Here is a 24076-nt window from a genome sequence, read left to right as displayed (position 1 = left end):
CTCGAAATATTTTTGCTTAGCTAGGTTCCTTTCGTCGCCAAGCGGCGCCCTCTGTGTCGGTCTAACCCACACGTGAAACCGTCTGTAGTATTCACCTTTATGACACAGGGGCTACGGAGGATTGGGGGCTGTGGCCTCGGCATTGTCTTGGCCATCATTCTGATCATTTCCCTGGTGGCGTGGAGTCTTTCCTTCCTTGATAAGCCTTCCCCGTTCCGGCAGCTGTCCCCCGTTCCGGAGGATCTTCCACCCGTCGGTGGGGCAGAGGTGCCCAATATTGACGTCGAAGCGCCAGGGCGCACCGCGGACAAATTGACGTGGTGGTCTGATCAGCTGGCCGACGCCACCAGCATCCCCGCCCAAGCTTTGCGGGCCTATGGAAACGCCGAATTGATCGCGCGGCAGTCGTGGCCGAACTGCAATCTGCGCTGGAATACCCTCGCCGGGATTGGCTGGGTGGAAACCCGTCACGGGACCTATAACGGCAATATATTCCACCGTTCTTCACTCGATGAGAACGGTCACCCCGAGCCGCCCATCGTGGGTATCCCTCTCGACGGTACGAACAACACCACCCACGTTCCGGACAGCGATGGCGGCGTGTTTGATGGCGATACTGAGTTTGATCGGGCGGTAGGCCCCATGCAATTCATCCCGTCTTCGTGGGAGCATTTTGGTCGCGACGCCAACGGTGATGGCGTAGCCGATCCAAATCAAATCGATGATGCCGCGCTGGGCGCTGCCGCCTTGTTGTGTTTCGGCGATAGAGACCTTTCGACGCCGGAAGGCTGGCGCTCAGCCATCCTCAATTACAACCAATCCGAGGATTACCTGCGTAAAGTGGCCGCTGCGGCGAATTCCTATGCCATCGAACAGCCTGCGACGTCCTAGCGCCTTTCTAGATCTTTATCACGTTGTCCGTTTCCGCCCGACACGTTCCGAAGTTTTCTGGAACAATTGGCTGCAGGTGGTTTGGGAGCCCCTCCCAGAACACGAACCCAAGATCAATTTGGCTCTATAGGAGTGAAAGCAGCATGGCTGACATCATCCACGTAATGGCACGCGAAATTCTTGATTCCCGCGGTAACCCCACCGTTGAGGCTGAAGTATTCCTCGACGATGGAGCACGCGGTGTGGCCGGCGTTCCGTCTGGCGCTTCCACCGGTGTTCACGAGGCTCACGAGTTGCGTGACGGTGGTGACCGCTACTTGGGCAAGGGTGTTCTCAAGGCAGTTGAGAACGTCAACGAAGAAATCGCTGATGAACTTGCCGGCTTTGAGGCCGATGACCAGCGCCTGATCGACCAGGCCCTCATCAAGCTGGACGGTACTGATAACAAGTCCCGCCTCGGCGCCAACGCCATCCTGGGCGTCTCCATTGCCGCTGCCAAGGCTGCTGCCGAGTCTGCTGGCCTGCCGCTCTACCGCTACGTCGGTGGCCCGAACGCTCACGTCCTGCCCGTTCCGATGATGAACATTCTCAACGGTGGCTCCCACGCTGATTCCGGCGTGGATGTCCAGGAGTTCATGATTGCTCCGATCGGCGCAGAGTCCTTCTCCGAGGCGCTGCGCCAGGGTACCGAGGTCTACCACGCCCTCAAGAACGTCATCAAGGACAAGGGACTGTCCACCGGTCTGGGCGACGAGGGCGGCTTCGCCCCGTCCGTCGAGTCCACCAAGGCTGCACTCGACCTCATCGTTGACGCAATCAAGAAGGCCGGTCTGAAGCCGGGCGAGGACATCGCCCTGGCACTCGACGTTGCTTCCTCCGAGTTCTTTAAGGATGGCAAGTACCACTTCGAGGGCGGCGAGCACACCGCTGAGGAGATGGCCAAGGTCTACGAGGATCTCGTTGCCAACTACCCGATTGTGTCCATCGAGGACCCGCTGCAGGAAGATGACTGGGAGGGCTACACCAAGCTCACCGCAGCCATCGGTGACAAGGTCCAGATCGTGGGCGATGACTTCTTCGTCACCAACCCGGCCCGCCTCCAGGAGGGCATCGAGAAAAAGGCAGCCAACGCACTGCTGGTGAAGGTTAACCAGATCGGCACCCTGACCGAGACCTTCGACGCCGTCGAGCTGGCTCACCGCAACGGCTACCGCACCATGATGTCCCACCGTTCCGGCGAGACCGAGGACACCACCATTGCTGACCTCGCGGTTGCCCTCAACTGCGGCCAGATCAAGACCGGTGCCCCGGCACGTTCTGAGCGCGTGGCCAAGTACAACCAGCTGCTGCGCATCGAGCAGGAGCTCAGCGACGCAGCCGTCTACGCCGGCCGCTCCGCATTCCCGCGCTTCCAGGGCTAGTTTCTAGGAGTAGCCGGGAACCGGCCACTCGCTGAGATAGCGTCTAAGCGAAAGGTGTCACAGGAAACTGTGGCACCTTTTTTCGTCGGGGTGGCCTCCATAGCGCTGTGACGCATGTTATTTCTGAGACACGACGCGCGCCGCGCACCACCTGGGCTGTAGCGGGATACAATGACTTCCCGATGGCACGCACTACTTCTTCCCGCACGAAGCGCCGGAACACCGTTCCGGTCCACACGCGTGCCCGCGACGCGCAGCGCACCAAGCCGAAGAAGAGCCCGGCCCAGCCTAAGGGGCTCGACATTCTGGGTGTGGGCGTCATTATCGCCGTCGTGCTCGTAGTCCTCTTATCCATTGCCGTTCCGCTGCGCAATTACTACCACGGCCAGTCGGAGATAGCGCGCCTGGAAAGCTCCATCGCCGCCAAGCAGGAGCAGAAGGAAAACCTCCTCACCGAGATTGATAAATACCGTTCGGAGGAATACGTCAAACAAGAAGCGCGCCGCCGCTTCGGTGTGATGGATGAAGGAGAAACCGCGTTCCGCATCATGGATCCGCGGATGGACTCAGGCGATACGGTGACCTCGGAACGCCGCGAGGACGTCGACGAGCGCGCGTGGTACACGGTGCTGTGGGATTCGGTGTCACAGGATGCTGAGACCCCACCGGACACTGAAACCCCACCGGAAGCGGAGAACCCGCCGGAAGACTTAGTCGAAGCTCCTGCTGAATAGGACGCACCCGCGCCTCCGTGTCACAATGGTTCCTATGACCGTGACCGATGCTGATATTGAAGTCGTCCGCGAACAATTGGGCCGCACCCCGCGCGGCGTCGTGGACATTGCTTACCGCACCCCCGACGGAGCTCCTGCTGTGATTAAGACGGCGCCTAAGCTTCCCGACGGCACTCCGTTTCCTACCCTCTATTACCTCACCGATCCGCGCCTGACCGCTGAGGCATCGCGCCTTGAAGTTGCCCACGTCATGAAATGGATGGAGCAGCGTCTCGCGGCGGATGAGGACTTGCAGAAGGACTACCAGGCAGCGCACGAACACTACCTGGAAACCCGCAATGCCATGGAGGACTTGGGCACTGATTTTTCCGGTGGCGGCATGCCTGAGCGCGTTAAGTGCCTCCACGTGCTTATTGCTTATGCCTTGGCAGAAGGCCCGGGCCGGGTCCGCTTTGGCACCGAGGCCGTCGCGATGGCTGCAGAACACGGTAAACTCCGGGGAAGCGCCATCCCGGAGGATTGGCCCACCGTGGGGGACCTGGGCATTGATATGACCCAGTTTGATTTTTCTAACGCCGGTTAAGAGAAAGGCTAGCCTTATGACTCGCGTCGCTGCTGTCGACTGCGGAACCAACTCCATCCGCCTGCTCATCAGTGAGATCCAAGAGGATGGCAAGATTCGGGATATCTCCCGCACGATGGAGATCGTCCGCCTCGGACAAGGCGTCGACGCCACCGGTGAATTCGAGCCAGAGGCACTCGCGCGGACTCGTGCAGCCCTCGAAGAATACGTCAAGCAGATGAAATTTGAGAAGGTTGAGCGCGTGCGGATGGTGGCAACCTCGGCAACGCGTGATGCCAAAAACCACCGCGAGTTCTTCGATATGACCGAGGAGCTTCTTGGTCAGGTCCAGCCGGGTGCCCGCGCGGAGATCATTTCCGGGGAGGAGGAAGCACTGCTGTCCTTCACCGGTGCGGTGGGGGACCTGCGCTCTGAGAAGGGGCCCTACTGCGTCATCGACTTGGGCGGCGGTTCGACGGAGTTCGTCGTCGGGACAATCGACGGCGAGATTCTCGGCTCCCACTCTGCGCAGATGGGGTGCGTGCGACTCACTGAGCGCATGATGCGCAACGATCCGCCTACCGAAGCAGAGATTGAGATCGCTACTGATTACGTCGCTGAACGCATGGCTGAAGTGGAAAAGATCGTGCCCATCGACAAAGCCCAAACCTTTGTCGGCTGCGCCGGTACCTTCACGACGCTCTCGGCGCTGGCTCAGGGCATGGAACGCTACGATGCTGACTCCATCCACGGATCCGAGCTGCGCTTCGACGCTCTGCGGGTACTCACCCGGCAGATGATCGGTTTGTCCTCGGACGTGAGGGCCCTCAACCCCGTCATCCACCCGGGCCGCGCCGATGTCATCGGCGGCGGCTGCGTGGCCGTGGAGGGCATCATGACGATGATTGAGCGCAACAGTGATGCTCGTTCCTTCTTCATCAGTGAGAAGGACATCCTCGATGGCATCATTAGCGGCCTTGTCGCAAACTAAGCGAACTAGGCCGGTACCGTCCCGCGGACCGGCACAGTTCTACGGTTGCCGACCCTATTTTCGGCATGTGTCCACCCGTGCCCTAAGATAAGTGGGCACGGTTTGGCCCCCATAGCCCAATCGGCAGAGGCAGTCGACTTAAAATCGATTCAGTGTGGGTTCGAGTCCCACTGGGGGCACCATGACCAGCGGAAATGCTGGAAAAATTGGAGCAAAAAGCGAAAACCCTCTAAAAACCCTCTAAAAAATCGCTAGACAACACAGTTTTGCTGGAACTGTGTCTCTGACTCACAAGCCCCTAGCGGTACCGCCCCTGCATTCGGGCCGTGCTTTCAGCGTCGGGATCGGTTGTTGTGATGCGGGTTTTGTCTACTGATAGATGGAGCCGTCTGGGTCGGCAGCTCGGACTATATCTTCTACTGCGGAGCACAGGTCTGGGTCATCAATGTATCCGTCTTGGCAGCCGTGGTAAGTCTGGATTTCGCCCGAGGTTGGGTTACGGGCGCCATTATCTGCAGTGCCGTATCCACATGTTGCCGCCGGGCCGACGCATTCCTCAGTTTCTTCTAGTCCGGCCTGGCGCTCATTTTCGAGGTACTGCTCGCCGCCTCGGGTGTCGAAACACCATTGGGAGTAGGAGACTGTGCCATCTGACCAGCGGGCAGTGCCGGGGATCCCTTCGAGGCATTCCACGACAGTGGGTTCCGCGGGTACTTGTTCTACTGCCACAGGAGCGTCGGATGCGGGAAGTTCTGGGTCAGGTTGTGCCTCTTCCACGTGGGACTCTGGTTCCGTGGATTTGGAAGCGTCTGCGGGGGAGGTACTGGACGGGCTTGTGCTTGGTGGCGCCTCGTCGGCCCCAGTTTCGTTGCTGCTAGTACTCGTTGGACTTGGTTCAGGTGCAGGGGCGGTGCTGCAACTGCCGAGGGCAAAAGAAATAGCAGCAACCGCAAGGCTAAATTTCTTCATGCTGCTTGCCGCCTTCCATTGAAGTGATAGTGAATGAAAAGAACCCTAGCCTCTGCGCAGCGTACTTGGACGAGGAGCGGGGGAGAAGACCTCACAATCCTTAGCCAAGGACACAGTGTGCTACCTCAGCGCAGCGGTGCTTCCCGACGTTTCGTTGACACGTGTGGACAATTTTGCGAATTTTGGGATTTTTGGGAACTTCCTAGCAATGGGGCACGTTGATCCCAGTGAAATGACAAACACGGCACCCCCTCCGGGGCTGCTTTTAGAGAAAGACTGTGAAAGGAATCGGGATTCGCGTGCGTTCTAGTAACCCCGTGATGAGTTCCCTCTCGTCCAGCCAAAGCCAGACCCAGGGTAATCCCTACGGGCAGAGTGACAATCCATTCAGCCAAGAAAACCGCAGCGCTGATCGTCCGCTGACGGTTGATGATGTCGTGACCAAGACTGGCATCACCTTGGGCGTCATTATCGTTATGGCCGTACTCAACTTCGCTATTGGTGAGTTGATCAACCCGGGCATCTCAATGATTCTTACCTTGGTTGGTGCGCTGGGCGGTTTCGTTACTGTTCTGGTCTCAACGTTTGGTAAGAAGTTCGGATCTGCTGCGGTGACGTTGATCTACGCAGTGTTTGAAGGCCTTTTCGTGGGCGGATTCTCGCTCATGTTTGCCGGCGTATCCTTCGGTAACTCCGATGGTATGGCGCTTATCGGCCAGGCCATCATGGGCACCGTTGGCGTATTTATCGGCATGCTGATGGTCTACAAGACCGGTGCAGTCAAGGTCACCCCGAAGTTCAACAAGATCATGTTCGGCCTCATCGCCGGCGTGGCTGTGATGGCGCTGGGCAACTTGCTGGGTGCCATCTTCTTCGGCTTTAACCCGCTGCGTGATGGCGGCATGCTCGCCATCATCTTCTCCCTCGTCTGCATCGTGCTGGCGTCCCTGTCCTTCATGACGGACTTCGATCAGGCTGACCGTCTCATCCGCCAGGGCGCTCCGGCTCAGTATGCTTGGGGCATCGCTCTCGGCTTGGCTGTGACCCTGGTCTGGCTCTACACCGAGATTCTCCGTCTGCTGAGCTACTTCAGGGACTAGCCTCGGCACCGCCTTTAAGAACCGGCGGCCGGCACCCACAACGACTTCTGGGTGCCGGCCGCCGGTTTTCTATGTCCAGTTCGCTTGCAACTACAACCCCCGTGGGGAAGCAAGGCGCTCAGTGCTGCGCGATAGGTGGCGATGTCCTAGGCATGAGAAGAGTGCCTTCCCCATTGTTAGTACACGTGTGCCAGGGGTCTTGCGATTATTTGTGTGCCTCAATTGGCAATTTCTCACCTTGCCAGGCGGGGCGCGAAGAGAAAGAAACAAGCCTTGCAAAAAGTGCAAATCGGCGAGAAGATGCCGTTGTCTTGGGAGAAATGTTCGATCACCCAAGTCGGAAAAACGGATGGAGAATCCCGTCCACGGTGTTCCGGAGTGAACTTTGGCAGCAGTACGGCGTGTGGCCTGGATTCACTTTCTACGACTGGTTGCCACCCTTCTCCATGGAAGTTATACAAGGTCATAGGTGGTTTTATGGACACTTGCGTGGATGAATCTGGTACTTACTTCCGAAACGCGTGATGGGGTCGTGCCTGCAGGGTGAAAAACGACAATCGAATGTTAACAGTGTTGTAATTAGGGGGCACCTGCATGGTCATAATCGGCAGCGCAGGCACAAGAGTCTCACGGCGCGCACTCACAATTTTTACAGGCGACGACCAGCACCTATTTATGAACCTTTTATTACTCGCATCTAATACATCATTATTTGCAACCCATTGAAAATGGACTATGTGGGGTTGGCGCGACATATTGCGCATTCTCGTGCATTCTGGTCGCAGAAGCCGCTCGCTGAGCTTGGCTCTGGCGAAGGGCTTCTGATAGTCAGAAAAGTTGGTTGAAGGGAAACCATGAAGCGAATCGGGGGCCTTGCGTTGGTGGCGGTTTGTATAGGGGTGCTTTCAAACTGCGCAGCTCCGCTGGGCCTTAGTGCTCGCGACAATGGTAAAAACTCGGGGGGCTTTAGCAACTTTTCTGGCGACATGTCCGGCGGTGGCTCAGTGGACTCGGGGGTCGCTGAAGCCACCGCCACGAAGGTGCGAGAGTCTCAAGCTTCAAGCAGTGAGTCTCGTGCGGGCGGTGGGGTACTACCGCCACTTGGTGAATTTGATCGTACGGAGCCTGGCTTCCAGGTGTTTGATCCATGTTTAGAAATACCCGGCGAGACTTTTTCGGAGTTGAAGCTGCAGATGACTTCGGAGCCGGAAAAGGAGTCAGGGTACAGGACCTGCTTCTTCTCAAAGGACTTGGGTAATGGAAGGGAGGCCGCCATTGCTTTGGCAGCGCAGCATGAAGGAATGGACCGTATTCGTGAGCTCTATCCTGAGGCGTATTTCGGCCCGGACAATGCTCAAGAAGGCATCTATACGGTAGAGGACACATTTATTAAGGGTGCGACTTGCACCTCTTACGTCGAGACAACTCGGGGTGTCATTTCGGTTGCATGGACCGAACTGCGAGCTGATGTCTCTATGCAGGAAAAATGTGAACAATCGAGAAAATTATTGTTAGAACTATTTTGAATTAAGGGGCTCGGGGAAATGATCATCAATCAGAATGCACTAGCTCAAGAAGTAGCGCGTGTAGCAGATTTGGGAATGAAGGTTGAGAATGCGTCTGGCAGGGCACATAGCCCCCTTGACGGAGGATTCTCTCCAGTTACTGGCTTAAGCGAAGTCGGCGCAATCCACCAACGCGTGCTGGCAACGGACCCGGGGTCGGCGCGTAATTCTTTGGAAGGGTTTAGAGGACAGGTTTCTTGGCTTGGGGAGGCGCTCCAGACCGAGCTCGCCGGCTTCGAATCACAGGATGAACTCAACAGCAGAGGGCTGGATGTCGCAGACGCCGGTGGCGGGGGCGCGGCGGAGGCGATGCCGATCGTGTCGCAACCAGATCCGGGATACAGCCCATTTGGGTTTACGGTTCCGATCGTTGACACCGGTGCATCAATCATGGGCCTGGCATCCAACTTGTTCAGCACCCGTTTCTGGGATGTCTCGGAAGCGAATGCGCGGTGGGGAGCCTTGAGCGGAGAAGTCGCCGATATCGTTGCGGGGCTGGAGAACTCGGCCGCGTCCTTGGAGGCGGAGAATGATAGCGAAGCCACCACGCGAGCGGCCCAGAAGATTCGTGAAGTTGCGAAGGCGGGCACACACTTCATTGCCAATGCGGACGTGATGCAACAAAAGCTGTTCGGCTTCCAAGCGCAGCTAATGAATGTGCAGCCAGAGGCAATCGCCTTGGCCTTCGAGGTAGCAGCAATTCCAGATCCCGTCGCACGCGAGGCCGCAGAACAGGCGGCGTTGGGATATATGCAGGGCGTGCTTCAACAGCAGGTTATTGCCGCCATGCCCTATCAGCACGCGCTCATGGATGCGGCACCACCCAGCGGTGGTGGGGATGTCAGTACCCAATTCGGCGCGGTCGCAGGTGATGGATCCCGCTACACCACGGAAGACGTTGCCTGGCCGCAGCAGATTGCTGAGGCGATGGAAAGCGGCGCCGTCGGCCCAGGTTCTTTTAGCGTTGCAGACGGGGAAATCCAGGGGCTTGAAAACGTTGGGATGGATGCTGGTGACATCGCGAAGTTTCATAGCGCATTGCATGATCGTGGACGCACGATCCTCAACGAGTTGGGTTTCGGAGATTCGCTGGCACCCGTTAGTGCGGCGGACGTGAACACGTCGGCCGCGAGCGCAGGCGTAGGAACACTGAACCCGTCTCATGCTGGTGTTCCGGGGACGTCGGCAACTCAGATTGGTGCGCCGAACATTGGCGCTGGTCTGAGTGGACTAGGAGGCCTAGGCAGCGGTGCCGGTGGGCAGGGACTTGGCGCCGTTGGCCTTGCGAATGCGCGCGGCAACGCGCTACCTGGGGGTGTTGCCGGACTCAGCGGCCGGGGGCTGGGCCGGTTACCGGAGATGTCGGCGAATCCGACGACTGCAGCGGCGGGGCTAGGCGGCTTCGGTACTGCGCCCAGCGGACCGCAGACGGGTACGCACCCGGTTATCGGTGGCCTTCCCGGGGCCGTAGCGGGGAGTGGACTGCAGAGGGACGGAAGGGCGTCGCTAAGCGCAGGCAGTATGGCCGGAGGAGGAGTGATCGGTGGCGCTGGTGGAGTTGGCGGCGTCGGTGGTATTGGTAACGCTGGCGGTACAAATAGTGTCGTAGGTGCCGCTGGGGGAGCAGGCGCCGCAAAGGCTGGCGGCGGACAAACCCGCGGCGCGGGTATGCGGATGATGCCCATGATGGGCGGAGCAGCCCGCGGCGGTGAAAGCGAAAAGAGGATCAAATCCGTCACCACGCAGGTTGAACGCGATCCGAACCGCCGAGATCTCCTCGGTGAAGCGCCCGCGGTGCTGCCCGGAGTCATCGGCGAGTGGGCCCGGGAAGAAAACTAGGGGCCGTGGGTGAGGGATATTCTCTCATAACCTCATAACGCGAAAAGCGGCGCCCGAATAACGGGACGCCGCTTTCGCTTTAAGCTGACGGTGAGCCTACTGCTGAACCGGAGCAGTGGTGTACTCGGCCGGAGCAACCTCAGTCTCAGCCGTGGCTTCAGTCTCAGCCGTTGCTGCGGTGGACTCGGATGCACCAGCACCCGGCGCCTCACCGGTGAAGGTGGCACCGGTGTCGACCTTCTCAGTGGAATCCTGCTCGCTCGGCGGGTGGCAAGCAGCCAGGGTGAGTCCAGCGGAGACAACCAGACCAGCGGCAGCGAAACGAGTGAACTTCTTCATGTGATAAAACTCTTTCTCAGAAAAACGATGACCTAAGAGCAGTATAAATTAGGACTTGCGCGGAGTTGCGGCCTTTGCGGAATCATAAGGTGCCGCGGAGACCACGGTCACCGACAAGGTCTTGCCGTTCGGCGCGGTGTACTCGCGGGTTTCGCCCTCAGCAGCACCCAGGAGGGCAGCACCCAGCGGGGACTGCTCGGAGTAGGTCTCCAGATCCTTGTTATCCGATGCCGCAGCGCGGGTACCGATAAGGAAGGTCTCGCGGTCTTCCTTGTCACCGTTGTAGTAGACATGGACGACAGAACCGATGTGGGCAACGCCTTCCTGGACGGCGGTGCGCTCGGTGGTGGAGTTAGCCAGAACCTCGGAGATCTGCTTGATGCGGGCCTCTTCCTGGTCCTGCATTTCGCGGGCGGCGTCGTAACCCGCGTTCTCCTTCAAGTCACCTTCCTCGCGGCGCTCATTAATCTCGGCGGCGACGACCGGGCGGTGGTCGATGAGGGCCTGCAGCTCGGCCTCGAGCTTGGCCTTGGTTTCCGGGGTGATGTACTGCTTCTGCTGCTCAGCCATAGTGCAACCTTCCGTTGACGGTTCCTGATGAACGGTTTTATTTCTTAAAGACTGGGCCTAAAAGCGCAGGTGGCGCGGCCCATTCAGAACGCTCAACATACTAGCATAGCTGGGCTTTTACTCGGCGTTTGCCTCACCCGCAGAATCCATGGTGCTGATATCGAGGTAGGAGGGGATATTTCCGGAGCAGCCGTAGACGCCACCGGCGACGGCAGGGTGATTGGTAGGGATGTCCACGGCGACGCGCTGGGCGGCTTCGCCGCCAGCCGGCACGGCAATTTCGCGGCGGCCCACCTCTGCCTTGGAATAGTCAAAAGCCTGCACGATGCAATAGGCAGGCTCCTCCACGCGGTTGCGGGTGATGTCTACCCACACGCGGGCGGTATCGTCGGAAAGAATCTCGTGGGTGATATAGGAGATGTCCGCGTTAATTTTCTGTTGGCTGCGCACGTACTGCACGCCAAAGACGACGGCCGCCACCAGCATGCCCAGGAAAATCAGGACTAGGGCCCGATTGGTCCAGGATTTCCCCGTGCGAGCAGAGGAGGACGAGGAACCGTAGCGAGACCGTGCGCGTGCGGAGCGAGAAGCAGGTTGGGCGTCAGACATGAGTCTGATTCTATCCAACGGTCGCTACGAAGTTACTATCCACTAGACTGGGCCTCTGTTTAAAGAAGCGATGTAGGGAGATGTATCACCCAGTGAGCACAAAGCGCCTTTTGGCTATTCACGCGCACCCTGACGATGAATCCTCGAAGGGTGCTGCGACGACCGCGAAGTATGCCGCGGAGGGAGCGGAAGTCCTCGTCGTGACCTGCACCGGCGGTGAGCGGGGGGATATCATCAACCCAGCCATGGACCGCCCCGGCGTCCTCGAGAACATGGGCAGTATTCGTCGTGAAGAAATGGCGAAGGCCGCCGCCGCCTTGGGAGTACAGCACCGGTGGCTCGGGCACGTGGACTCGGGCCTTCCGGGTAATCCGCTGGCCCCCAATATCAAGGACCTGCTGCCTGAGGGCTGCTTTGCTCTCAAAGAAGATGATGATGTGGCCCAAGAACTCGTGGAGATCATTCGGGAGTTCCGCCCCCAAGTCATCATTACTTATGACGAAAACGGCGGCTACCCGCACCCGGATCACCTCATGGTCTACCGTGCTTCTATGTTGGCGTGGGAGAAGGCGGGCGATGCCGCCTACCACCCAGAATTGGGAGAGCCGTGGGAGCCGCAGAAGCTCTACTACACGCACGGTTTCGTGTACCAGAGAATGAAGATCTTTCACGACCTCCTTGTAGAAGAGGGAAAGATTAGCCCCTATGAGCCGATGTTGGCGCGCTGGGACACCGCTTTTGGTGACATCATGGCGCGCGTGACCACGCAGGTAGAGTGCGCGGATTACTTCCAAAACCGGGAGGACGCCCTGCGCGCGCACGCCACCCAAATCGATCCGGCTGGTGCTTTCCTCGCTACGCCCGTCGCCGTGCAGCAGGAGCATTGGCCAACGGAGGAGTTCGAGTTGGCCAAGACCCGTGTCTCGTCCTCACTGCCAGAGGACGACCTATTTGCGGGAATCCCGGAAGTAGGGGAATCTTAAAGTATGAACGCTTTGTACTTCGCGGCGCATGACGTCGCCCTGCTCGCCCAAGGGAGCCAAAGCGGGCCGGTGGGACCGGAGTTCGGTAAGGCCTCGCCCATTGGTTTGCTGATCCTCGTTCTCATGGGAGTGGCCGTCCTTTTTGCAGGCTGGAACTTTCACCGCCGCTATTCGCGCTTCCGCCGCCGCACCATGTTCGCGCAGGATCATGGCATCGATCCTTTTGATGATGAGGCGGTCGATGCGGCAATGAAGGAAGCCGGCATCCTCGATAACAGCAAGAAGTCCATCTTTTAACGCAGAGGACGTTTCCCCACCGTGAAGTTCCTAAGCCAGCTCCTATACCCCCTGTATGAGGCGCGCCTAACGCGTGAGATTAAAAACAAACCGCAACCACGCCACGTGGCAATCATGGCGGATGGCAATCGCCGCTGGGCGCGCGAGGCGGGCTTTACGGATATCAGCCACGGCCACCGGCAAGGCGCGCGGAAGATCAGTGAGATGATTTCGTGGTGCCAGGGCACCGACATTGAAGTCGTCACTATCTACTTGCTGTCGACGGAAAACTTGAAGCGCAGCGAGCAGGAAGTGCAGTTGCTTTTCGACATCATCTCGGATGTCGTCACGCACCTCTCCCAGGGTGACTTGGATTGTCAGATCCGCCTGGTCGGGCACCTAGATCTGCTCCCCGAGCAGGTCACAGCCAAGATGCAGAGTGCGGCTGAGGCTACCGAGGATCACCAAGGTGTCATCGTCAATATTGCGGTGGGCTACGGCGGGCGCCAAGAAATTGTGGATGCCGTACAGAACTTGATCCGTAGTGAAGCACGCAAGGGGCTGAGCGCTGAGGAGATCGCGGAGAACGTGACGGCGGAGGCCATCACGGGCAACCTGTACACCAAAGGGTTGCCGGATCCCGACCTCGTCATTCGTACCTCCGGTGAGCAGCGGCTGTCCGGGTTCCTTCTGTGGCAGGCAGCCTATTCCGAGATTTGGTTTACGGATACCTACTGGCCAGCATTTCGCCGGGTGGATTTCCTGCGTGCCTTGCGCGACTATTCTCAGCGCTCGCGCCGCTTTGGGCGCTAGCCGGGTTACGCCGCCTAGAGCTTGCGCATCCTGACCTGTTCCACCAAATGGTGTGAACCTTTGCGCAGGACCAGGGAAGCGCGCACCCGGGTGGGCAAAATATTCTCAATGAGGTTGGGCAGGTTGATGGACTGCCAGATTTCGCGTGCCTGTGCGTAGGCTTCCTCATCCGTCATGTCCGCGAAGGAAGCGAAGTGCGCGCCCGGCTCGCGGAAGGCAGTGTGCCGGAGCTTGAGGAAGCGGTCAATGTACCACTTCTCAATGTCGTCCACGCGGGCATCGACGTAGACAGAGAAGTCAAAGAGATCCGACACCATGAGGGTTGGCCCGGTCTGCAGGACGTTGAGGCCTTCCAGGATGAGGATGTCCGGTTGCCGGACCTCTTGGAATTCATCGGGGACGATGTCATAGGACACGTGTGAATACAGCGGTGCGGTAACCAGTGGTTTGCCGGATTTAACGTCGGTAACAAATCGCATGAGCGCGCGGCGGTCATAAGACTCCGGATAGCCCTTGCGCTGCATTAGCCCGTGCTCTTTGAGATAGGCGGTGGGGTAGAGGAAACCATCGGTGGTGACGAGGTCGACCTTCGGGTGGGAATCCCAGCGTTCCAAGAGCACTTGGAGCAAGCGCGCCGTTGTCGATTTGCCCACGGCGACGGAGCCGGCGACGCCGATGACGAAAGGCACGTGCGTCGGTGGGTTACCCAAAAAGGCCTCGGTGGCGGCGGTGAGTTTCTGGCGGGCCTCCACCTGCATGTGAATGAGACGGGATAGTGGCAGATAGACTTCCGCCACCTCGGTGAGATCGATGCGGTCACCAATACCACGGAGTTTTTCCACCTCGGTGGCCGTCAACACCTGTGGCATGGATTTACGCAGGGCACGCCACGTATCGCGGTCAAAATCGAGGTACGGGCTCGCATCGGTCATTCGCGCCATGCCGACTATTGTCGCACTGCATCCGGCGCCTCGTGCAATTGCCCCGAATGAAAAGATTCTTAGAGGCCCCCGCGCGGGGGATAGGGGCGTTAGGATGTAGAACTAGCTTCGGCGATTTCTAAAGCCGGTGGTGTTGTGCTGCGAGCGGGCGCCGCTGGCTATCTTGACCATCTGTAGGAAGGGACACCACGCTTTCATGACGACTACGAACAATTCAGACGTGCGCTACCAGGAGATGCGCGATCTTGACCCCGAGGTCTTCGATGCTATTTCTGGTGAGATCGCTCGTCAGCGCGATACCCTCGAGATGATTGCTTCGGAGAACTTCGTCCCCCGCGCCGTTCTGCAGGCGCAGGGTTCTGTTCTCACCAACAAGTACGCAGAGGGCTACCCGGGGCGCCGCTACTACGGCGGCTGCGAGCACGTTGATGTCGTGGAGGACCTGGCTCGCGATCGTGCCAAGGCGCTTTTCGACGCCGAATTTGCCAACGTCCAGCCGCACTCCGGTGCCCAGGCCAACGCTGCGGTGCTGGCGTCGTTGATCCAGCCGGGTGACAAGATCATGGGCCTGTCCTTGGCTCATGGTGGTCACCTGACCCACGGTATGAAGCTGAACTTCTCCGGCAAGCTTTACGACGTTGCCGCGTATGAGGTCGACCCGGAGACCATGCGCCTCGACATGGACAAGGTCCGCGAGCAGGCTCTGGCTGAGAAGCCGCAGGTGATCATTGCTGGTTGGTCCGCCTACCCGCGGACCATCGACTTTGAGGCCTTCCGCTCCATCGCCGATGAGGTCGGCGCCTACCTGTGGACGGATATGGCGCACTTCGCGGGCCTCGTGGCCGCCGGTCTGCACCCCTCCCCGGTGCCGCACTCCGATGTTGTGTCCTCCACCGTGCACAAGACGCTTGGTGGCCCGCGCTCCGGAATTATCTTGGCCAAGCAGGACTTTGCCAAGAAGATCAACTCCAACGTCTTCCCGGGCCAGCAGGGTGGTCCGCTCATGCACGTCATCGCGGCAAAGGCTATTGCTCTCAAGATTGCGGCCACCGAGGAGTTCAAGGAGCGCCAGGAGCGCACCCTGGAGGGCGCTCGCATTCTGGCTGAGCGCCTGACCGCTGAGGATTGCACCAAGGCGGGCGTCGACGTTCTCACCGGCGGCACCGACGTGCACCTCGTCCTGGCGGATCTGCGCAACTCTGAGCTCGATGGCCAGCAGGCAGAGGACCTCCTCCACGAGGTCGGCATCACCGTGAACCGCAACGCGGTTCCGAACGATCCGCGCCCGCCGATGGTCACCTCCGGCCTGCGCATTGGTACCCCGGCCTTGGCCACCCGCGGCCTCGACACGGCGGCCTTCACCGAGGTGGCCGATGTCATCGGTACCGCGCTGGCAAATGGTAAGAACGCGGACGTCGCCAAGCTGCGTGCCCGCGTGGAGAAGGTCGCCGCGGACTTCCCGCTCTACGACGGCCTTGAGGACTGGAAGCTGGTCTAAGCTTCCTTGCGCTCCTCGGCGTGAGCTTTCCGGGCGGCCTCGAGCCACTCGGGCATTGCGCTGAGGAGCTCTTTGATTTCTGCGGTGGTCAGAGGGCGGTCCATGTCGTTCTTCTTCAGCGCGGTCACGGAAATGCCCAGCTTCTGTGCCACCACCGGGCGCGGGTGCGGGCCCTCGCGGCGCAGGGTGGCCAGCCATTCCGGCGGGTTCTCCTGCAAGTCGCGCAATTGCGCGTGCGTTACTGCATTGGCTTGAAACTCCTCCGGGGCGGCCGGCAGGTAGATGCCCAGCTTTTTAGCTGCGGTTTGCGCGCGCATGGCGGTACCGGAAGGCTGCTGGGTTTCGTTGGCTGGGGTTTCATTATTCGGGGTATCAGTCACGCTCACCACGCTAGCAGCACCGTAGTATGAGGTGCATGCTCCGCCTTGTCTTTTGCACTGGTACAGAACCCGGTAAATGGTTTCGCCGCTACCGTGACTCGCATTCTCTCGAGTCCCTGGTGACCGCCGACGCCGATGATGCGATGGCGGCTCTTCTTGCCCAGGAAGCTGACCTTGCTCTGACCCGCCTGCCAGATCTACGGGTCGATGACAGCTTCCATGTGGTTCGGCTGTACAAGGAAGCGCCTGGGATCGCAGTTCCGAAGGATTCCGTGTACGCCGAGGTAGGGGAGGACATTACACCGGAGGATGTCGCCGAAGAGATCGTGAATTACCGGATTGCGCAGGATGGCAGCGTCGACGTCCCTGCCCTGCGTACCGCTCTCCAAGTTGTGGCAGCCAACGTGGGCGTGGCCATCGCACCTCGACCGCTGCTGAAGGTGCTCAGCAAGAAGCAAGTCGTGGCACTGGGCTTGGAGGATCCCACTGTTGCGCGCACGGAGATCGCTTTGGTGTGGCGCCGAGCAGACGATGGTGACGAGATTCAGGATTTCGTCGGCGTGGCGAAGGGAAGGACGCGGAATTCTTCCCGCAATGTTGCTGAGAAGCGCAGTGCCCGTGACAAAGCAAAGGCTAAACAAGCACGCAGAAAGTCGCAAGGAAAGTCTCACAAGGGCTCGATTTCCAAACCGTTATCGAAAAGATATAGGGGGTCTCAGCAGCGGAAACGTAGATAAGGAAGGCTCTTTGTTGTCAAATCATAGGTGCATCGGTGGCGGGGCGGCCGCGGCCGAGCCTACGGTGGGCTTTGTTCTCAACAAAAGTACTTAGAACAGTGCTCAACAAAAGAGAAAGGTTTAGATAATGAAGAAGATGACTCGTCGTTTCGCTGCTGGTATCGCCGCTGCGACCCTTTCCCTGGGTGTCGTTGCCTGCTCCGATGCTGAGGACGCCGCTAAGGATGCTGGCGACGCTGCACAGTCCGCCGCGTCCGATGCTGCCGATGCTGCCGGTTCCGCTGCTAATGAGGCTAAGGACTCCATGAAGGACTCCGAGTCCGCTGAGGCTTCCGATTCCGAGGGCGCTGACTCCTCTGAGGCGGAGTCTTCCGATTCGGGTTCCGCTGATTCTGAGGGTGCCGAGGGTGATAAGGAGAGCGTCTCCACCGCTAACGGTGATGTAGAGGTCCCTGCCGACTTTGCGCAGGCCATCAAGGACAAGGCCGCCGAGTGGGGCGATCCGGAGTCCATCGAGTCCACCGATGCCGGTAGCGTTGCTACCTTCGCCAAGGACAAGCTGCTGGCATTCAGTGAGGGAGATGGCTCCCAGCCGATCATCGGCAAGATCGCTGAGACTTGGACCGAGGAAGGCGGCTTGGACAGCAAGGTTGGTCTGCCGACCGCCCCGGAGAAGGCTGAGGGCAACGGCTGGGTACAGGAATTCGCCAACGGCACCATTTCCTGGATGCAGGGTGAGTCCGGCGAGTACGAGGCCACCATTAACTAAGAGGGCTCACAATAGAGCCAGCTTTCTAAGAAATGCTCCGCACTGTAAAACCAGTGCGGAGCATTTCTTTGTGGTTTGTGAGGGAGCGAGCCGACTGGTGGGGATGGTGTGGCTCTGGGGATTGTCGTTTTAATACTGTTCATCTTGCACCCATGTAATTTCAACCTTTGCTCTCTAGCGTGGACGGTGTCCGGAGGTTCACAGGGACGTCCGGACAGTTCGAAAAACCACCAGCTTCACCATGCCCACCCAGGTCGTTGAGTTGGGGCGGGCATAACAAGGGAGAACCCTGCCGCTATGACCAATCCTTCCGTCCTGACCGAGCAGCCGCACGAGGCCGCTGTGGTTACCAAGACCTATGTCATCGATACCTCCGTCCTTCTCTCCGACCCTTGGGCGTTGCGTAAATTCGCAGAGCACGATGTGGTGCTGCCCATCGTCGTTATCTCTGAGTTGGAAGGAAAACGTCATCACCCGGAGCTTGGCTGGTTCGCCCGCCAAGCTCTTCGCTTTTTGGAGGACCTCCGCGCTACCTATGAGGCGCTGGATCAGCCTCTTCCCGTCAACGCCGCGGGCGGAACGCTGCGCGTGGAGCTGAATCACCAGGATCAGTCCTTGCTGCCAGCGGCCTTCCGTGGGCCGGAGGGAGACCACCGAATCCTGGCCTGCGCGCTCAACCTGCAGCACGAGGGCAAGGACACCGTCCTGGTGACCAAGGATGTTCCGCTGCGCGTTAAGGCGGGCGCCGTGGGCCTGCAGGCAGATGAGTACCACGCGCAGGACGTTGTGCTCACGGGATACACCGGTATGGCTACGGTGCAGACCACCGCGGAGGTCATCGATGAGCTCTATGGGGAAGGCGAGGTGCTTATCGACGGATCAGTGACCACCGCCGGCACCCGCGTCGAGGACCTTCCGGTGCACTGTGGCGTGACGCTGCAGGCAGGCGGGCAATCAGCGCTGGGCCGCATGACAGCCGAGGGCGCAGTGCGCTTGGTACGCGGTGATGCGAATGTCTTTGGTCTCCAGGGGCGCTCGGCTGAGCAGCGGGTAGCTTTGGATCTGCTGCTGGATCCTTCCGTGGGCATCATGTCCATTGGAGGCCGTGCAGGTACCGGTAAGTCTGCGTTGGCCTTGTGCGCCGGTCTAGAAGCTGTGCTGGAGCGTGGGGAACACCGCCGCATCGTGGTTTTCCGCCCGATGTATGCGGTGGGTGGGCAGTCCCTGGGATACCTGCCTGGCTCCGAGAGTGAGAAGATGAACCCGTGGGCGCAGGCGGTCTACGACACGTTGGAGGGTCTCGTATCGGAAAACGTCATGGATGAAGTCCAAGACCGAGGCCTCTTGGAAGTTCTCCCACTGACCCATATCCGCGGCCGCAGCCTGCACGATTCCTTCGTCATCGTCGATGAGGCCCAGTCGTTGGAGCGCAACGTGTTGCTGACTGTCTTGTCCCGTTTGGGCCGCGGATCGCGCGTGGTACTGACCCATGACGTGGCGCAGCGAGATAACCTGCGCGTGGGCCGGCACGACGGTGTGCAGGCAGTCATTGAAAAGCTCAAAGGGCATGAGCTCTTCGCTCACATCACGTTGCAGCGCTCTGAGCGCTCTGCCATTGCGGAACTTGTCACCGATTTGCTGGAAGGTGAGAACTAACTCGTTCGCGAATGGCGATCTTGTAGGGGTCTGCTTGGCATTGGTCGTGCGTGCTCAGTAATAATTGTCCTATGAGCGACAATGCGAAAGACAAGAAGAAGGATTTCCGCATCCGTCCATTCACTGCGGCGGACTACCCGCAAATGCGCGAAATCTACGAGCAGGGCCTCAACACCGGCCACGCTACCTACGAGACCCGGTCGCTGACCTTCGAGGAGTTTAAGAACGTCAAGATCATGTCGTCAGTCTTCGTTGCGGTGGAGGCGGACGATGACTCGAAGGTTCTCGGCTGGGTCTGCGCTGCGCAAGCGTCTACCCGCACCGTGTTCCACGGCGTGGTGGAGGATTCCATTTACCTGAGCAAAGAGGCCCAGGGCCGCGGTATTGGCGGCGCCTTGTTGGATCAGCTCATCGAGGTATGCCGTGACCTGCACAAGTGGGCCATCCACTCATGGATCTTCCCGGAGAACGAAGGTTCTGCCGGGCTGCACAAGTCCCGCGGCTTCGTCAAGGTGGGCACCTACTCCCACATGGCAAAGATGACCTACGGCGAGCTCGCCGGCCAGTGGCGCGATACCGATGTATACGAGTTGCTTCTGCCTAAGCCGGAGGAAAAGAAGGCAGCAGCCAACGAGAAGAGGAAGTAATTATCTCACTTTTCTAATATCAGGGCAGGAGTGGGGATAGAATAGAACCTGTTCTCATCCACTCTCTATCGAAGGCGAATCATGTCTTTCCGCACCTCTGTGCTTGCCCTTTCTACCGCCGTAGCCGTGTCGACCGGTGCTTTTGTAGCGCCCGTTGCCACGGCTGCTGAGTTTCCACCTGCTGGCTCCGTTCCTGTAGCAGAGCTCAACGTTAACTATCCCGATGGCGCTCTGGCATATGTCTTTGCCGAGCCGGTCATGCAATCCGACATTGACTTGGTTACCCGCCAAGTTCGTCAGCTGCGCGGCAAGGCTTGGGATGCGAATCTTCCCTTCGACGGTGCAACGCTGCAGCAGGCAGCTGCCGCTGCGGGCTATCACACCCGTGAAGAGTATATGAATGCGATTTCTTGGGATCGTGGCCTTGAGCACGCGGTTTTGCAGCGCGCTGCGGAGGAGAATTTGGATTTCAACCACGAGCGGCTCCCTGGGGTAGGGGCCTTTGGGGTCATCGATAATCTGTTGGCCGGAGAAAATCTCACCACGGCAGACATGCCGGGCGCTATTGCATCGTGGTCGACGGATAGCAACCAAGGCTCCAGTGAGTGGGAACAGCTTGTTCGTGCAAACGGACAAAGGAATCCACAGAATGGCCACTTCTACTCGATCATTGATCCCGTTCACGTAACTTTTGCTCAGGCACAGGTAGGAAAGGTCACCGCAGGCTTCTTCTCCAATCGCGATATGCCGGGTGAACCCGCTCGCATCACCGGCCGCCACGCATTCCCCATCGCTGTGCCGGAAAGTGCAGTCAATGATGCCGAACTGATGACGACTGGAGGCACCTCGGTGGGAAGCCAAGGCAGCCTGGGCTTGAGCATCGATGGATTCTGGGGAGCGAAGCTAGGGGTGCCGGTGGCGTCGCCAAGCTCAAGCGATCCTGAGGTTCTTAAAGTCAACGAGGACGGTACCTACGAGGCTAAGTCGGAGGGAACCGTGACCGTCACCTTTAACACCTATGTGGTGCGCAATGGTCAGCCCCAGTTGTCGGACAACCAAGTCACCAAGATCGTGCAGGTGACCAAGAAGTCTCTTGCTGGAAACCTAAGCTCCGGTGGTGCGGATGCTGGAACCATCGTGGTCATCATTGCCGGCGTGCTTGCACTCATTGGTGTAGCTGCCCAGGTGGCGCGCCAGTTGGGAATTCTGCGCTAAGTACTTGGGCATGAAAAAATCCTCGCTACGTCATTGTTCGTAGCGAGGATTTCTTGTTGTTGAGCGGGGACCGACGTCCTAGTCGATGGTCTCCTTGAGGTGCTCCTCCCGCACCGGCAGGATGAGCAGGAGAGCGATGATCGCCATCGGGACCATGAGCAGGATGACCGGGGTGAGGCCGTCATTGTAGGCGTTGAGGATGACGTCGCGGATGGGGTCCGGAAGCTGAGCCACCATCGACGGGGTCAGGCTAGAGGAACCGCCGCCCTCAGCGCTGAACTTTTCCGCAAAGGGCGCGCCAGCCTTGCCCATGGAAGCAATGGCGGCAGGCATGTTGGCGGCCAACTCATCCTTCATGTTGTGGATGAACAGCGAACCCACCAAGGAGGCACCCATAGCTGAACCGATCTGGCGGAAGAAGTTGTTGGCCGCCGTTGCGGTGCCCACCAGCGCCACGGGGAAGGAGTTCTGAACGATGAGAACGAGCACCTGCATGACGAAGCCGAGGCCGATGCCGAAGACGAGGAACTCAGCGCCAAGTTGAGTCAGGGAGGTATCCACAGTCAGCTTCGACATCCAGAACAGCGCGCCTGCCGTAATGGCGAGACCGATGATGGGGTAGCGCTTGTAGTGGCCAGTTCGGGCGATGATGAATCCCACTGTGGTAGATGTGCCGATCATGCCGAGCATCATCGGGATCATCATGAGGCCCGCCTTGGTCGGCGTCAGTGTATGCACCATCTGCAGGTAGGTCGGCATGTAGCCCAGCACGCCGAACATAGCCAGCCCCAGCACCATGCCGGCGGCCGTCGTGAGCACCATGTTGCGGTTCTTAAACAGCAGAACTGGGATCAGAGGCTCCTTGGCCCGCTTCTCGACGAAGACCGTGATGACAGCACCGATCACAACGATGACGGCCAAGGTGAGAATGACGGGATCCGACCACTCATACTGGGTGCCGCCCCAGGTGGTCATGAGGATGAGCGAGGCGGTCGTGATGGCAATGAACGTGGCGCCCAAGGCATCAAACTTGCGCAAGTCAGTATCACCAACGCGCAGGTGCAGAACGAGCACACAAACGGTCATGGCGAGAAGACCGAGGGGGATATTCATCCACAGGCCCCAGCGCCAGCCGGGACCATCAGTGAACCAGCCACCGAGGACTGGGCCGAGGACGGAGGACAAGCCGAAAACGCCGCCCATGATGCCCATGAACTTGCCGCGCTCACGAGCCGTGGTGACCTCAGCAATGATGGACTGGGAGGAAATCATCATGAATCCAGCGCCGAAGCCCTGAATCGCGCGGCCGATGATGAGCAGGTTCATAGAGTTGGCGAAGCCGCCCACGGCGGAACCGATGACGAAGGTGGCAATGCCGCCGATGTAGAGCCACTTGCGGCCCATCATGTCACCGAGCTTGCCGGAGATGGGCATAGCGATGGTCATGGTGACCAGGAAGGCGGAGATAACCCAGCTCATGTGGTCGACGCCGCCGAGCTCGCCGACGATGGTGGGCAGGGCGGAAGCGAAGATCATCTGCCCCAGGGAGCTCATCAACATGGTGAGCACGAGGGCAGAGAAGACGAGGGCAAGGTTGTTTTCCGGCTTGCCGTTGTCAGCGTGGGACGCCGACGGTTTCGCGGTAGCTACCATGACAGTCCTTTCGAATAGTTGTTGATGAGTGTGAGTGCGGAGTCAAAGCGCTGCTCAAAGGGGATATCACAGCTGCAGTCTGGCGAGGTGGTGGCCAACCAGAAAGCCTCACGGATGGTGACAGCAATGAGTAGTGCCTCCGTGTGCGGGGAGACATCCGGCATGGTCTTTAACGCTGGCTCTTTCTCTAGCCGCTGGGTGAGTAGCTCAAGGACTTCGTTGGACTTGGCACGCTTTCTACTTAAGGACGCCGCCGCTGCGTCCGCATCGCGGGAGATACGGCGGCGTCGCTCAGCAATCTCCCTGTTGGCGTGCTGTCCAATGAGGTGTTCCTTGATGAGGTCTACGGCCAGCTTGAAGAGGTTCTCCGTGGGGGTTTCGAGCAAATAGCTCTTCTGCTCCTGGGAAAATTCTTGGCTGGGGTTGCCCAGAACAGCTGAGTCCTTGGAATCGAAATAATTAAAGAAAGTACGCCGGGAAATACCGGCCTTCTCACAAATCTCCTCCACCGTGACTGCAGCAAAGCCGTGCTCGTCTACCAAGAGGGTGGCAGCATCCTCTATACGTAGGCGAGTTTTTAGGCGTTTTTGCTCGCGTAATGACAATTCTTCTTGCACAGAGTGCAATCCTACACTCGGTGCAAGTTTGCACCAAGTGCAATGCTGGTGATTCTCATGATGGCGGGACGATCTTTATGGCGCAGCGCACAGGAAAGGAGATAAGAACAGCAACCCCATCCTTCGCGTCCACCGGCAGCGTGGGCTGTGGCTGGTTAAGGCTCGCCGTGAGCGCGAAGGGCGCGAAGTGATGGCTAGGAAAGAAACTCTCAAGCCTAAAACTCAAGCCTAAAACTGCCCTAGTTGACGAAGTTATTGCCAGATCTTGAGGCGGAGGCTATAACTTTGGCAGGACGGGCAG

25 protein-coding genes and 1 tRNA gene are annotated in these 24076 nt (G+C 59.0%); 18 read left to right on the top strand and 8 right to left on the bottom strand.

Annotation, left to right across the window (positions count from 1 at the left end; all coding sequences use genetic code 11):
- Positions 1 to 99 precede the first annotated feature (99 nt).
- The 6 genes from QKE52_RS11715 to QKE52_RS11690 all read left to right on the top strand — a co-directional run bounded on the left by QKE52_RS11715 (position 100) and on the right by QKE52_RS11690 (position 4781).
- Complete coding sequence (locus QKE52_RS11715; protein ID WP_049155526.1) at positions 100 to 891, top strand: lytic murein transglycosylase; 792 nt, start codon at positions 100 to 102, stop codon at positions 889 to 891.
- Between the two features lie 143 nt (positions 892 to 1034).
- On the top strand, positions 1035 to 2312 hold the full coding sequence (eno, locus tag QKE52_RS11710) for a phosphopyruvate hydratase (RefSeq protein WP_049155525.1): 1278 nt from the start codon (positions 1035 to 1037) through the stop codon (positions 2310 to 2312).
- 182 nt (positions 2313 to 2494) lie between these two features.
- Positions 2495 to 3046 (top strand): septum formation initiator family protein, encoded by a 552-nt coding sequence (locus tag QKE52_RS11705; RefSeq protein ID WP_254868066.1) that lies wholly within the window; start codon positions 2495 to 2497, stop codon positions 3044 to 3046.
- 34 nt (positions 3047 to 3080) lie between these two features.
- A complete protein-coding gene (locus QKE52_RS11700; protein ID WP_070546154.1) occupies positions 3081 to 3629 on the top strand; it encodes a DUF501 domain-containing protein in 549 nt (182 codons plus the stop codon).
- A gap of 16 nt (positions 3630 to 3645) precedes the next feature.
- On the top strand, positions 3646 to 4599 hold the full coding sequence (locus QKE52_RS11695) for a Ppx/GppA phosphatase family protein (RefSeq protein ID WP_070510312.1): 954 nt from the start codon (positions 3646 to 3648) through the stop codon (positions 4597 to 4599).
- A gap of 105 nt (positions 4600 to 4704) precedes the next feature.
- Positions 4705 to 4781, top strand: a tRNA-Leu gene (locus QKE52_RS11690).
- 187 nt (positions 4782 to 4968) lie between these two features.
- Here the strand turns inward: QKE52_RS11690 and QKE52_RS11685 are convergent.
- A complete protein-coding gene (locus QKE52_RS11685; RefSeq protein WP_158396206.1) occupies positions 4969 to 5328 on the bottom strand; it encodes a hypothetical protein in 360 nt (119 codons plus the stop codon).
- A 539-nt stretch (positions 5329 to 5867) separates the two neighbouring features.
- Here QKE52_RS11685 and QKE52_RS11680 point away from each other — a divergent pair.
- The 3 genes from QKE52_RS11680 (at position 5868) to QKE52_RS11670 (ending at position 10072) form a co-directional block, all read left to right on the top strand.
- Positions 5868 to 6668: a Bax inhibitor-1/YccA family protein gene (locus QKE52_RS11680; protein ID WP_046648326.1), complete on the top strand. Its 801-nt coding sequence runs from the start codon at positions 5868 to 5870 to the stop codon at positions 6666 to 6668.
- An 854-nt stretch (positions 6669 to 7522) separates the two neighbouring features.
- Positions 7523 to 8194: a DUF3558 family protein gene (locus QKE52_RS11675; protein ID WP_046648327.1), complete on the top strand. Its 672-nt coding sequence runs from the start codon at positions 7523 to 7525 to the stop codon at positions 8192 to 8194.
- 18 nt (positions 8195 to 8212) lie between these two features.
- On the top strand, positions 8213 to 10072 hold the full coding sequence (locus tag QKE52_RS11670) for a hypothetical protein (protein WP_347948858.1): 1860 nt from the start codon (positions 8213 to 8215) through the stop codon (positions 10070 to 10072).
- Positions 10073 to 10168: 96 nt separating this feature from the next.
- Here the strand turns inward: QKE52_RS11670 and QKE52_RS11665 are convergent, their stop codons facing one another.
- From QKE52_RS11665 to QKE52_RS11655, 3 genes are all read right to left on the bottom strand, one after another.
- On the bottom strand, positions 10169 to 10411 hold the full coding sequence (locus tag QKE52_RS11665) for a hypothetical protein (RefSeq protein ID WP_046648328.1): 243 nt from the start codon (positions 10409 to 10411) through the stop codon (positions 10169 to 10171).
- A 48-nt stretch (positions 10412 to 10459) separates the two neighbouring features.
- Positions 10460 to 10981: a transcription elongation factor GreA gene (gene greA / locus QKE52_RS11660; protein WP_046648329.1), complete on the bottom strand. Its 522-nt coding sequence runs from the start codon at positions 10979 to 10981 to the stop codon at positions 10460 to 10462.
- A gap of 117 nt (positions 10982 to 11098) precedes the next feature.
- Entirely contained in the window at positions 11099 to 11590 is a 492-nt protein-coding gene (locus QKE52_RS11655; RefSeq protein ID WP_347948857.1) for a DUF4307 domain-containing protein, read from the bottom strand.
- Positions 11591 to 11682: 92 nt separating this feature from the next.
- On the opposite strand from QKE52_RS11655, the gene mca reads away from it, so the two are divergent.
- Genes mca through QKE52_RS11640 form a run of 3 tightly spaced genes read left to right on the top strand, consistent with a single transcriptional unit; the run spans position 11683 to position 13662 of the window.
- Positions 11683 to 12573 (top strand): mycothiol conjugate amidase Mca, encoded by an 891-nt coding sequence (mca, locus tag QKE52_RS11650; RefSeq protein WP_046648345.1) that lies wholly within the window; start codon positions 11683 to 11685, stop codon positions 12571 to 12573.
- 3 nt (positions 12574 to 12576) lie between these two features.
- Positions 12577 to 12870: a hypothetical protein gene (locus tag QKE52_RS11645; protein ID WP_046648331.1), complete on the top strand. Its 294-nt coding sequence runs from the start codon at positions 12577 to 12579 to the stop codon at positions 12868 to 12870.
- A 21-nt stretch (positions 12871 to 12891) separates the two neighbouring features.
- A complete protein-coding gene (locus QKE52_RS11640) occupies positions 12892 to 13662 on the top strand; it encodes an isoprenyl transferase (RefSeq protein ID WP_046648332.1) in 771 nt (256 codons plus the stop codon).
- A gap of 14 nt (positions 13663 to 13676) precedes the next feature.
- Here QKE52_RS11640 and coaA read toward each other — a convergent pair whose 3' ends face one another.
- Positions 13677 to 14603: a type I pantothenate kinase gene (gene coaA / locus QKE52_RS11635; RefSeq protein ID WP_046648333.1), complete on the bottom strand. Its 927-nt coding sequence runs from the start codon at positions 14601 to 14603 to the stop codon at positions 13677 to 13679.
- Between the two features lie 196 nt (positions 14604 to 14799).
- Between coaA and glyA the strand changes: the two genes are divergently transcribed.
- Positions 14800 to 16101 carry a serine hydroxymethyltransferase gene (gene glyA, locus QKE52_RS11630; protein WP_049155515.1) on the top strand — a complete coding sequence of 434 codons (1302 nt, stop codon included), beginning with the start codon at positions 14800 to 14802 and terminating at the stop codon, positions 16099 to 16101.
- Here the strand turns inward: glyA and QKE52_RS11625 are convergent.
- On the bottom strand, positions 16098 to 16418 hold the full coding sequence (locus tag QKE52_RS11625) for a DUF5997 family protein (protein WP_141745923.1): 321 nt from the start codon (positions 16416 to 16418) through the stop codon (positions 16098 to 16100). The two genes, glyA and QKE52_RS11625, sit on opposite strands and share 4 nt — an antisense overlap.
- A gap of 98 nt (positions 16419 to 16516) precedes the next feature.
- On the opposite strand from QKE52_RS11625, the gene QKE52_RS11620 reads away from it, so the two are divergent.
- The 5 genes from QKE52_RS11620 (at position 16517) to QKE52_RS11600 (ending at position 21505) form a co-directional block, all read left to right on the top strand.
- Positions 16517 to 17218, top strand: coding sequence for a LysR family transcriptional regulator substrate-binding protein (locus QKE52_RS11620; RefSeq protein ID WP_347948856.1), 702 nt, complete (start codon positions 16517 to 16519; stop codon positions 17216 to 17218).
- A 127-nt stretch (positions 17219 to 17345) separates the two neighbouring features.
- Positions 17346 to 17987 (top strand): hypothetical protein, encoded by a 642-nt coding sequence (locus QKE52_RS11615; RefSeq protein WP_311520216.1) that lies wholly within the window; start codon positions 17346 to 17348, stop codon positions 17985 to 17987.
- A gap of 297 nt (positions 17988 to 18284) precedes the next feature.
- Positions 18285 to 19643, top strand: a complete 1359-nt coding sequence (locus tag QKE52_RS11610) for a PhoH family protein (protein ID WP_046648336.1) — start codon at positions 18285 to 18287, stop codon at positions 19641 to 19643.
- A 71-nt stretch (positions 19644 to 19714) separates the two neighbouring features.
- Positions 19715 to 20290, top strand: a complete 576-nt coding sequence (locus QKE52_RS11605; protein WP_046648337.1) for a GNAT family N-acetyltransferase — start codon at positions 19715 to 19717, stop codon at positions 20288 to 20290.
- An 81-nt stretch (positions 20291 to 20371) separates the two neighbouring features.
- Positions 20372 to 21505, top strand: a complete 1134-nt coding sequence (locus QKE52_RS11600; RefSeq protein ID WP_070510296.1) for a hypothetical protein — start codon at positions 20372 to 20374, stop codon at positions 21503 to 21505.
- A gap of 78 nt (positions 21506 to 21583) precedes the next feature.
- Here the strand turns inward: QKE52_RS11600 and QKE52_RS11595 are convergent, their stop codons facing one another.
- Together QKE52_RS11595 and QKE52_RS11590 are read right to left on the bottom strand one after the other, a co-directional pair.
- Positions 21584 to 23158 carry an MDR family MFS transporter gene (locus tag QKE52_RS11595; RefSeq protein WP_046648338.1) on the bottom strand — a complete coding sequence of 525 codons (1575 nt, stop codon included), beginning with the start codon at positions 23156 to 23158 and terminating at the stop codon, positions 21584 to 21586.
- Positions 23152 to 23775, bottom strand: coding sequence for a TetR/AcrR family transcriptional regulator (locus QKE52_RS11590; RefSeq protein WP_347948855.1), 624 nt, complete (start codon positions 23773 to 23775; stop codon positions 23152 to 23154). The genes QKE52_RS11595 and QKE52_RS11590 overlap by 7 nt, the downstream gene beginning before the upstream one ends.
- Between the last annotated feature and the right edge of the window lie 301 nt (positions 23776 to 24076).

This window comes from Corynebacterium sp. c25Ua_47 (assembly GCF_039907205.1).
In the GTDB taxonomy this organism is placed as follows: Bacteria; Actinomycetota; Actinomycetes; order Mycobacteriales; family Mycobacteriaceae; genus Corynebacterium; species Corynebacterium hiratae.
The sequence above is the reverse complement of the archived record's forward strand: the minus strand, read 5'-3'. Positions and strand labels throughout refer to the sequence as shown.

Excerpts from the sequence above, each read along its gene's own strand:
- QKE52_RS11715 (WP_049155526.1), top strand. The coding sequence starts at position 100 with ATGACACAGGGGCTACGGAGGATTGGGGGCTGTGGCCTCGGCATTGTC.
- eno (WP_049155525.1), top strand. The coding sequence starts at position 1,035 with ATGGCTGACATCATCCACGTAATGGCACGCGAAATTCTTGATTCCCGC.
- QKE52_RS11705 (WP_254868066.1), top strand. The coding sequence starts at position 2,495 with ATGGCACGCACTACTTCTTCCCGCACGAAGCGCCGGAACACCGTTCCG.
- QKE52_RS11700 (WP_070546154.1), top strand. The coding sequence starts at position 3,081 with ATGACCGTGACCGATGCTGATATTGAAGTCGTCCGCGAACAATTGGGC.
- QKE52_RS11695 (WP_070510312.1), top strand. The coding sequence starts at position 3,646 with ATGACTCGCGTCGCTGCTGTCGACTGCGGAACCAACTCCATCCGCCTG.
- QKE52_RS11675 (WP_046648327.1), top strand. The coding sequence starts at position 7,523 with ATGAAGCGAATCGGGGGCCTTGCGTTGGTGGCGGTTTGTATAGGGGTG.
- QKE52_RS11670 (WP_347948858.1), top strand. The coding sequence starts at position 8,213 with ATGATCATCAATCAGAATGCACTAGCTCAAGAAGTAGCGCGTGTAGCA.
- QKE52_RS11665 (WP_046648328.1), bottom strand. The coding sequence starts at position 10,411 with ATGAAGAAGTTCACTCGTTTCGCTGCCGCTGGTCTGGTTGTCTCCGCT.
- greA (WP_046648329.1), bottom strand. The coding sequence starts at position 10,981 with ATGGCTGAGCAGCAGAAGCAGTACATCACCCCGGAAACCAAGGCCAAG.
- QKE52_RS11655 (WP_347948857.1), bottom strand. The coding sequence starts at position 11,590 with ATGTCTGACGCCCAACCTGCTTCTCGCTCCGCACGCGCACGGTCTCGC.
- QKE52_RS11645 (WP_046648331.1), top strand. The coding sequence starts at position 12,577 with ATGAACGCTTTGTACTTCGCGGCGCATGACGTCGCCCTGCTCGCCCAA.
- coaA (WP_046648333.1), bottom strand. The coding sequence starts at position 14,603 with ATGGCGCGAATGACCGATGCGAGCCCGTACCTCGATTTTGACCGCGAT.
- glyA (WP_049155515.1), top strand. The coding sequence starts at position 14,800 with ATGACGACTACGAACAATTCAGACGTGCGCTACCAGGAGATGCGCGAT.
- QKE52_RS11625 (WP_141745923.1), bottom strand. The coding sequence starts at position 16,418 with ATGCGCGCGCAAACCGCAGCTAAAAAGCTGGGCATCTACCTGCCGGCC.
- QKE52_RS11620 (WP_347948856.1), top strand. The coding sequence starts at position 16,517 with ATGCTCCGCCTTGTCTTTTGCACTGGTACAGAACCCGGTAAATGGTTT.
- QKE52_RS11615 (WP_311520216.1), top strand. The coding sequence starts at position 17,346 with ATGAAGAAGATGACTCGTCGTTTCGCTGCTGGTATCGCCGCTGCGACC.
- QKE52_RS11610 (WP_046648336.1), top strand. The coding sequence starts at position 18,285 with ATGACCAATCCTTCCGTCCTGACCGAGCAGCCGCACGAGGCCGCTGTG.
- QKE52_RS11605 (WP_046648337.1), top strand. The coding sequence starts at position 19,715 with ATGAGCGACAATGCGAAAGACAAGAAGAAGGATTTCCGCATCCGTCCA.
- QKE52_RS11600 (WP_070510296.1), top strand. The coding sequence starts at position 20,372 with ATGTCTTTCCGCACCTCTGTGCTTGCCCTTTCTACCGCCGTAGCCGTG.
- QKE52_RS11595 (WP_046648338.1), bottom strand. The coding sequence starts at position 23,158 with ATGGTAGCTACCGCGAAACCGTCGGCGTCCCACGCTGACAACGGCAAG.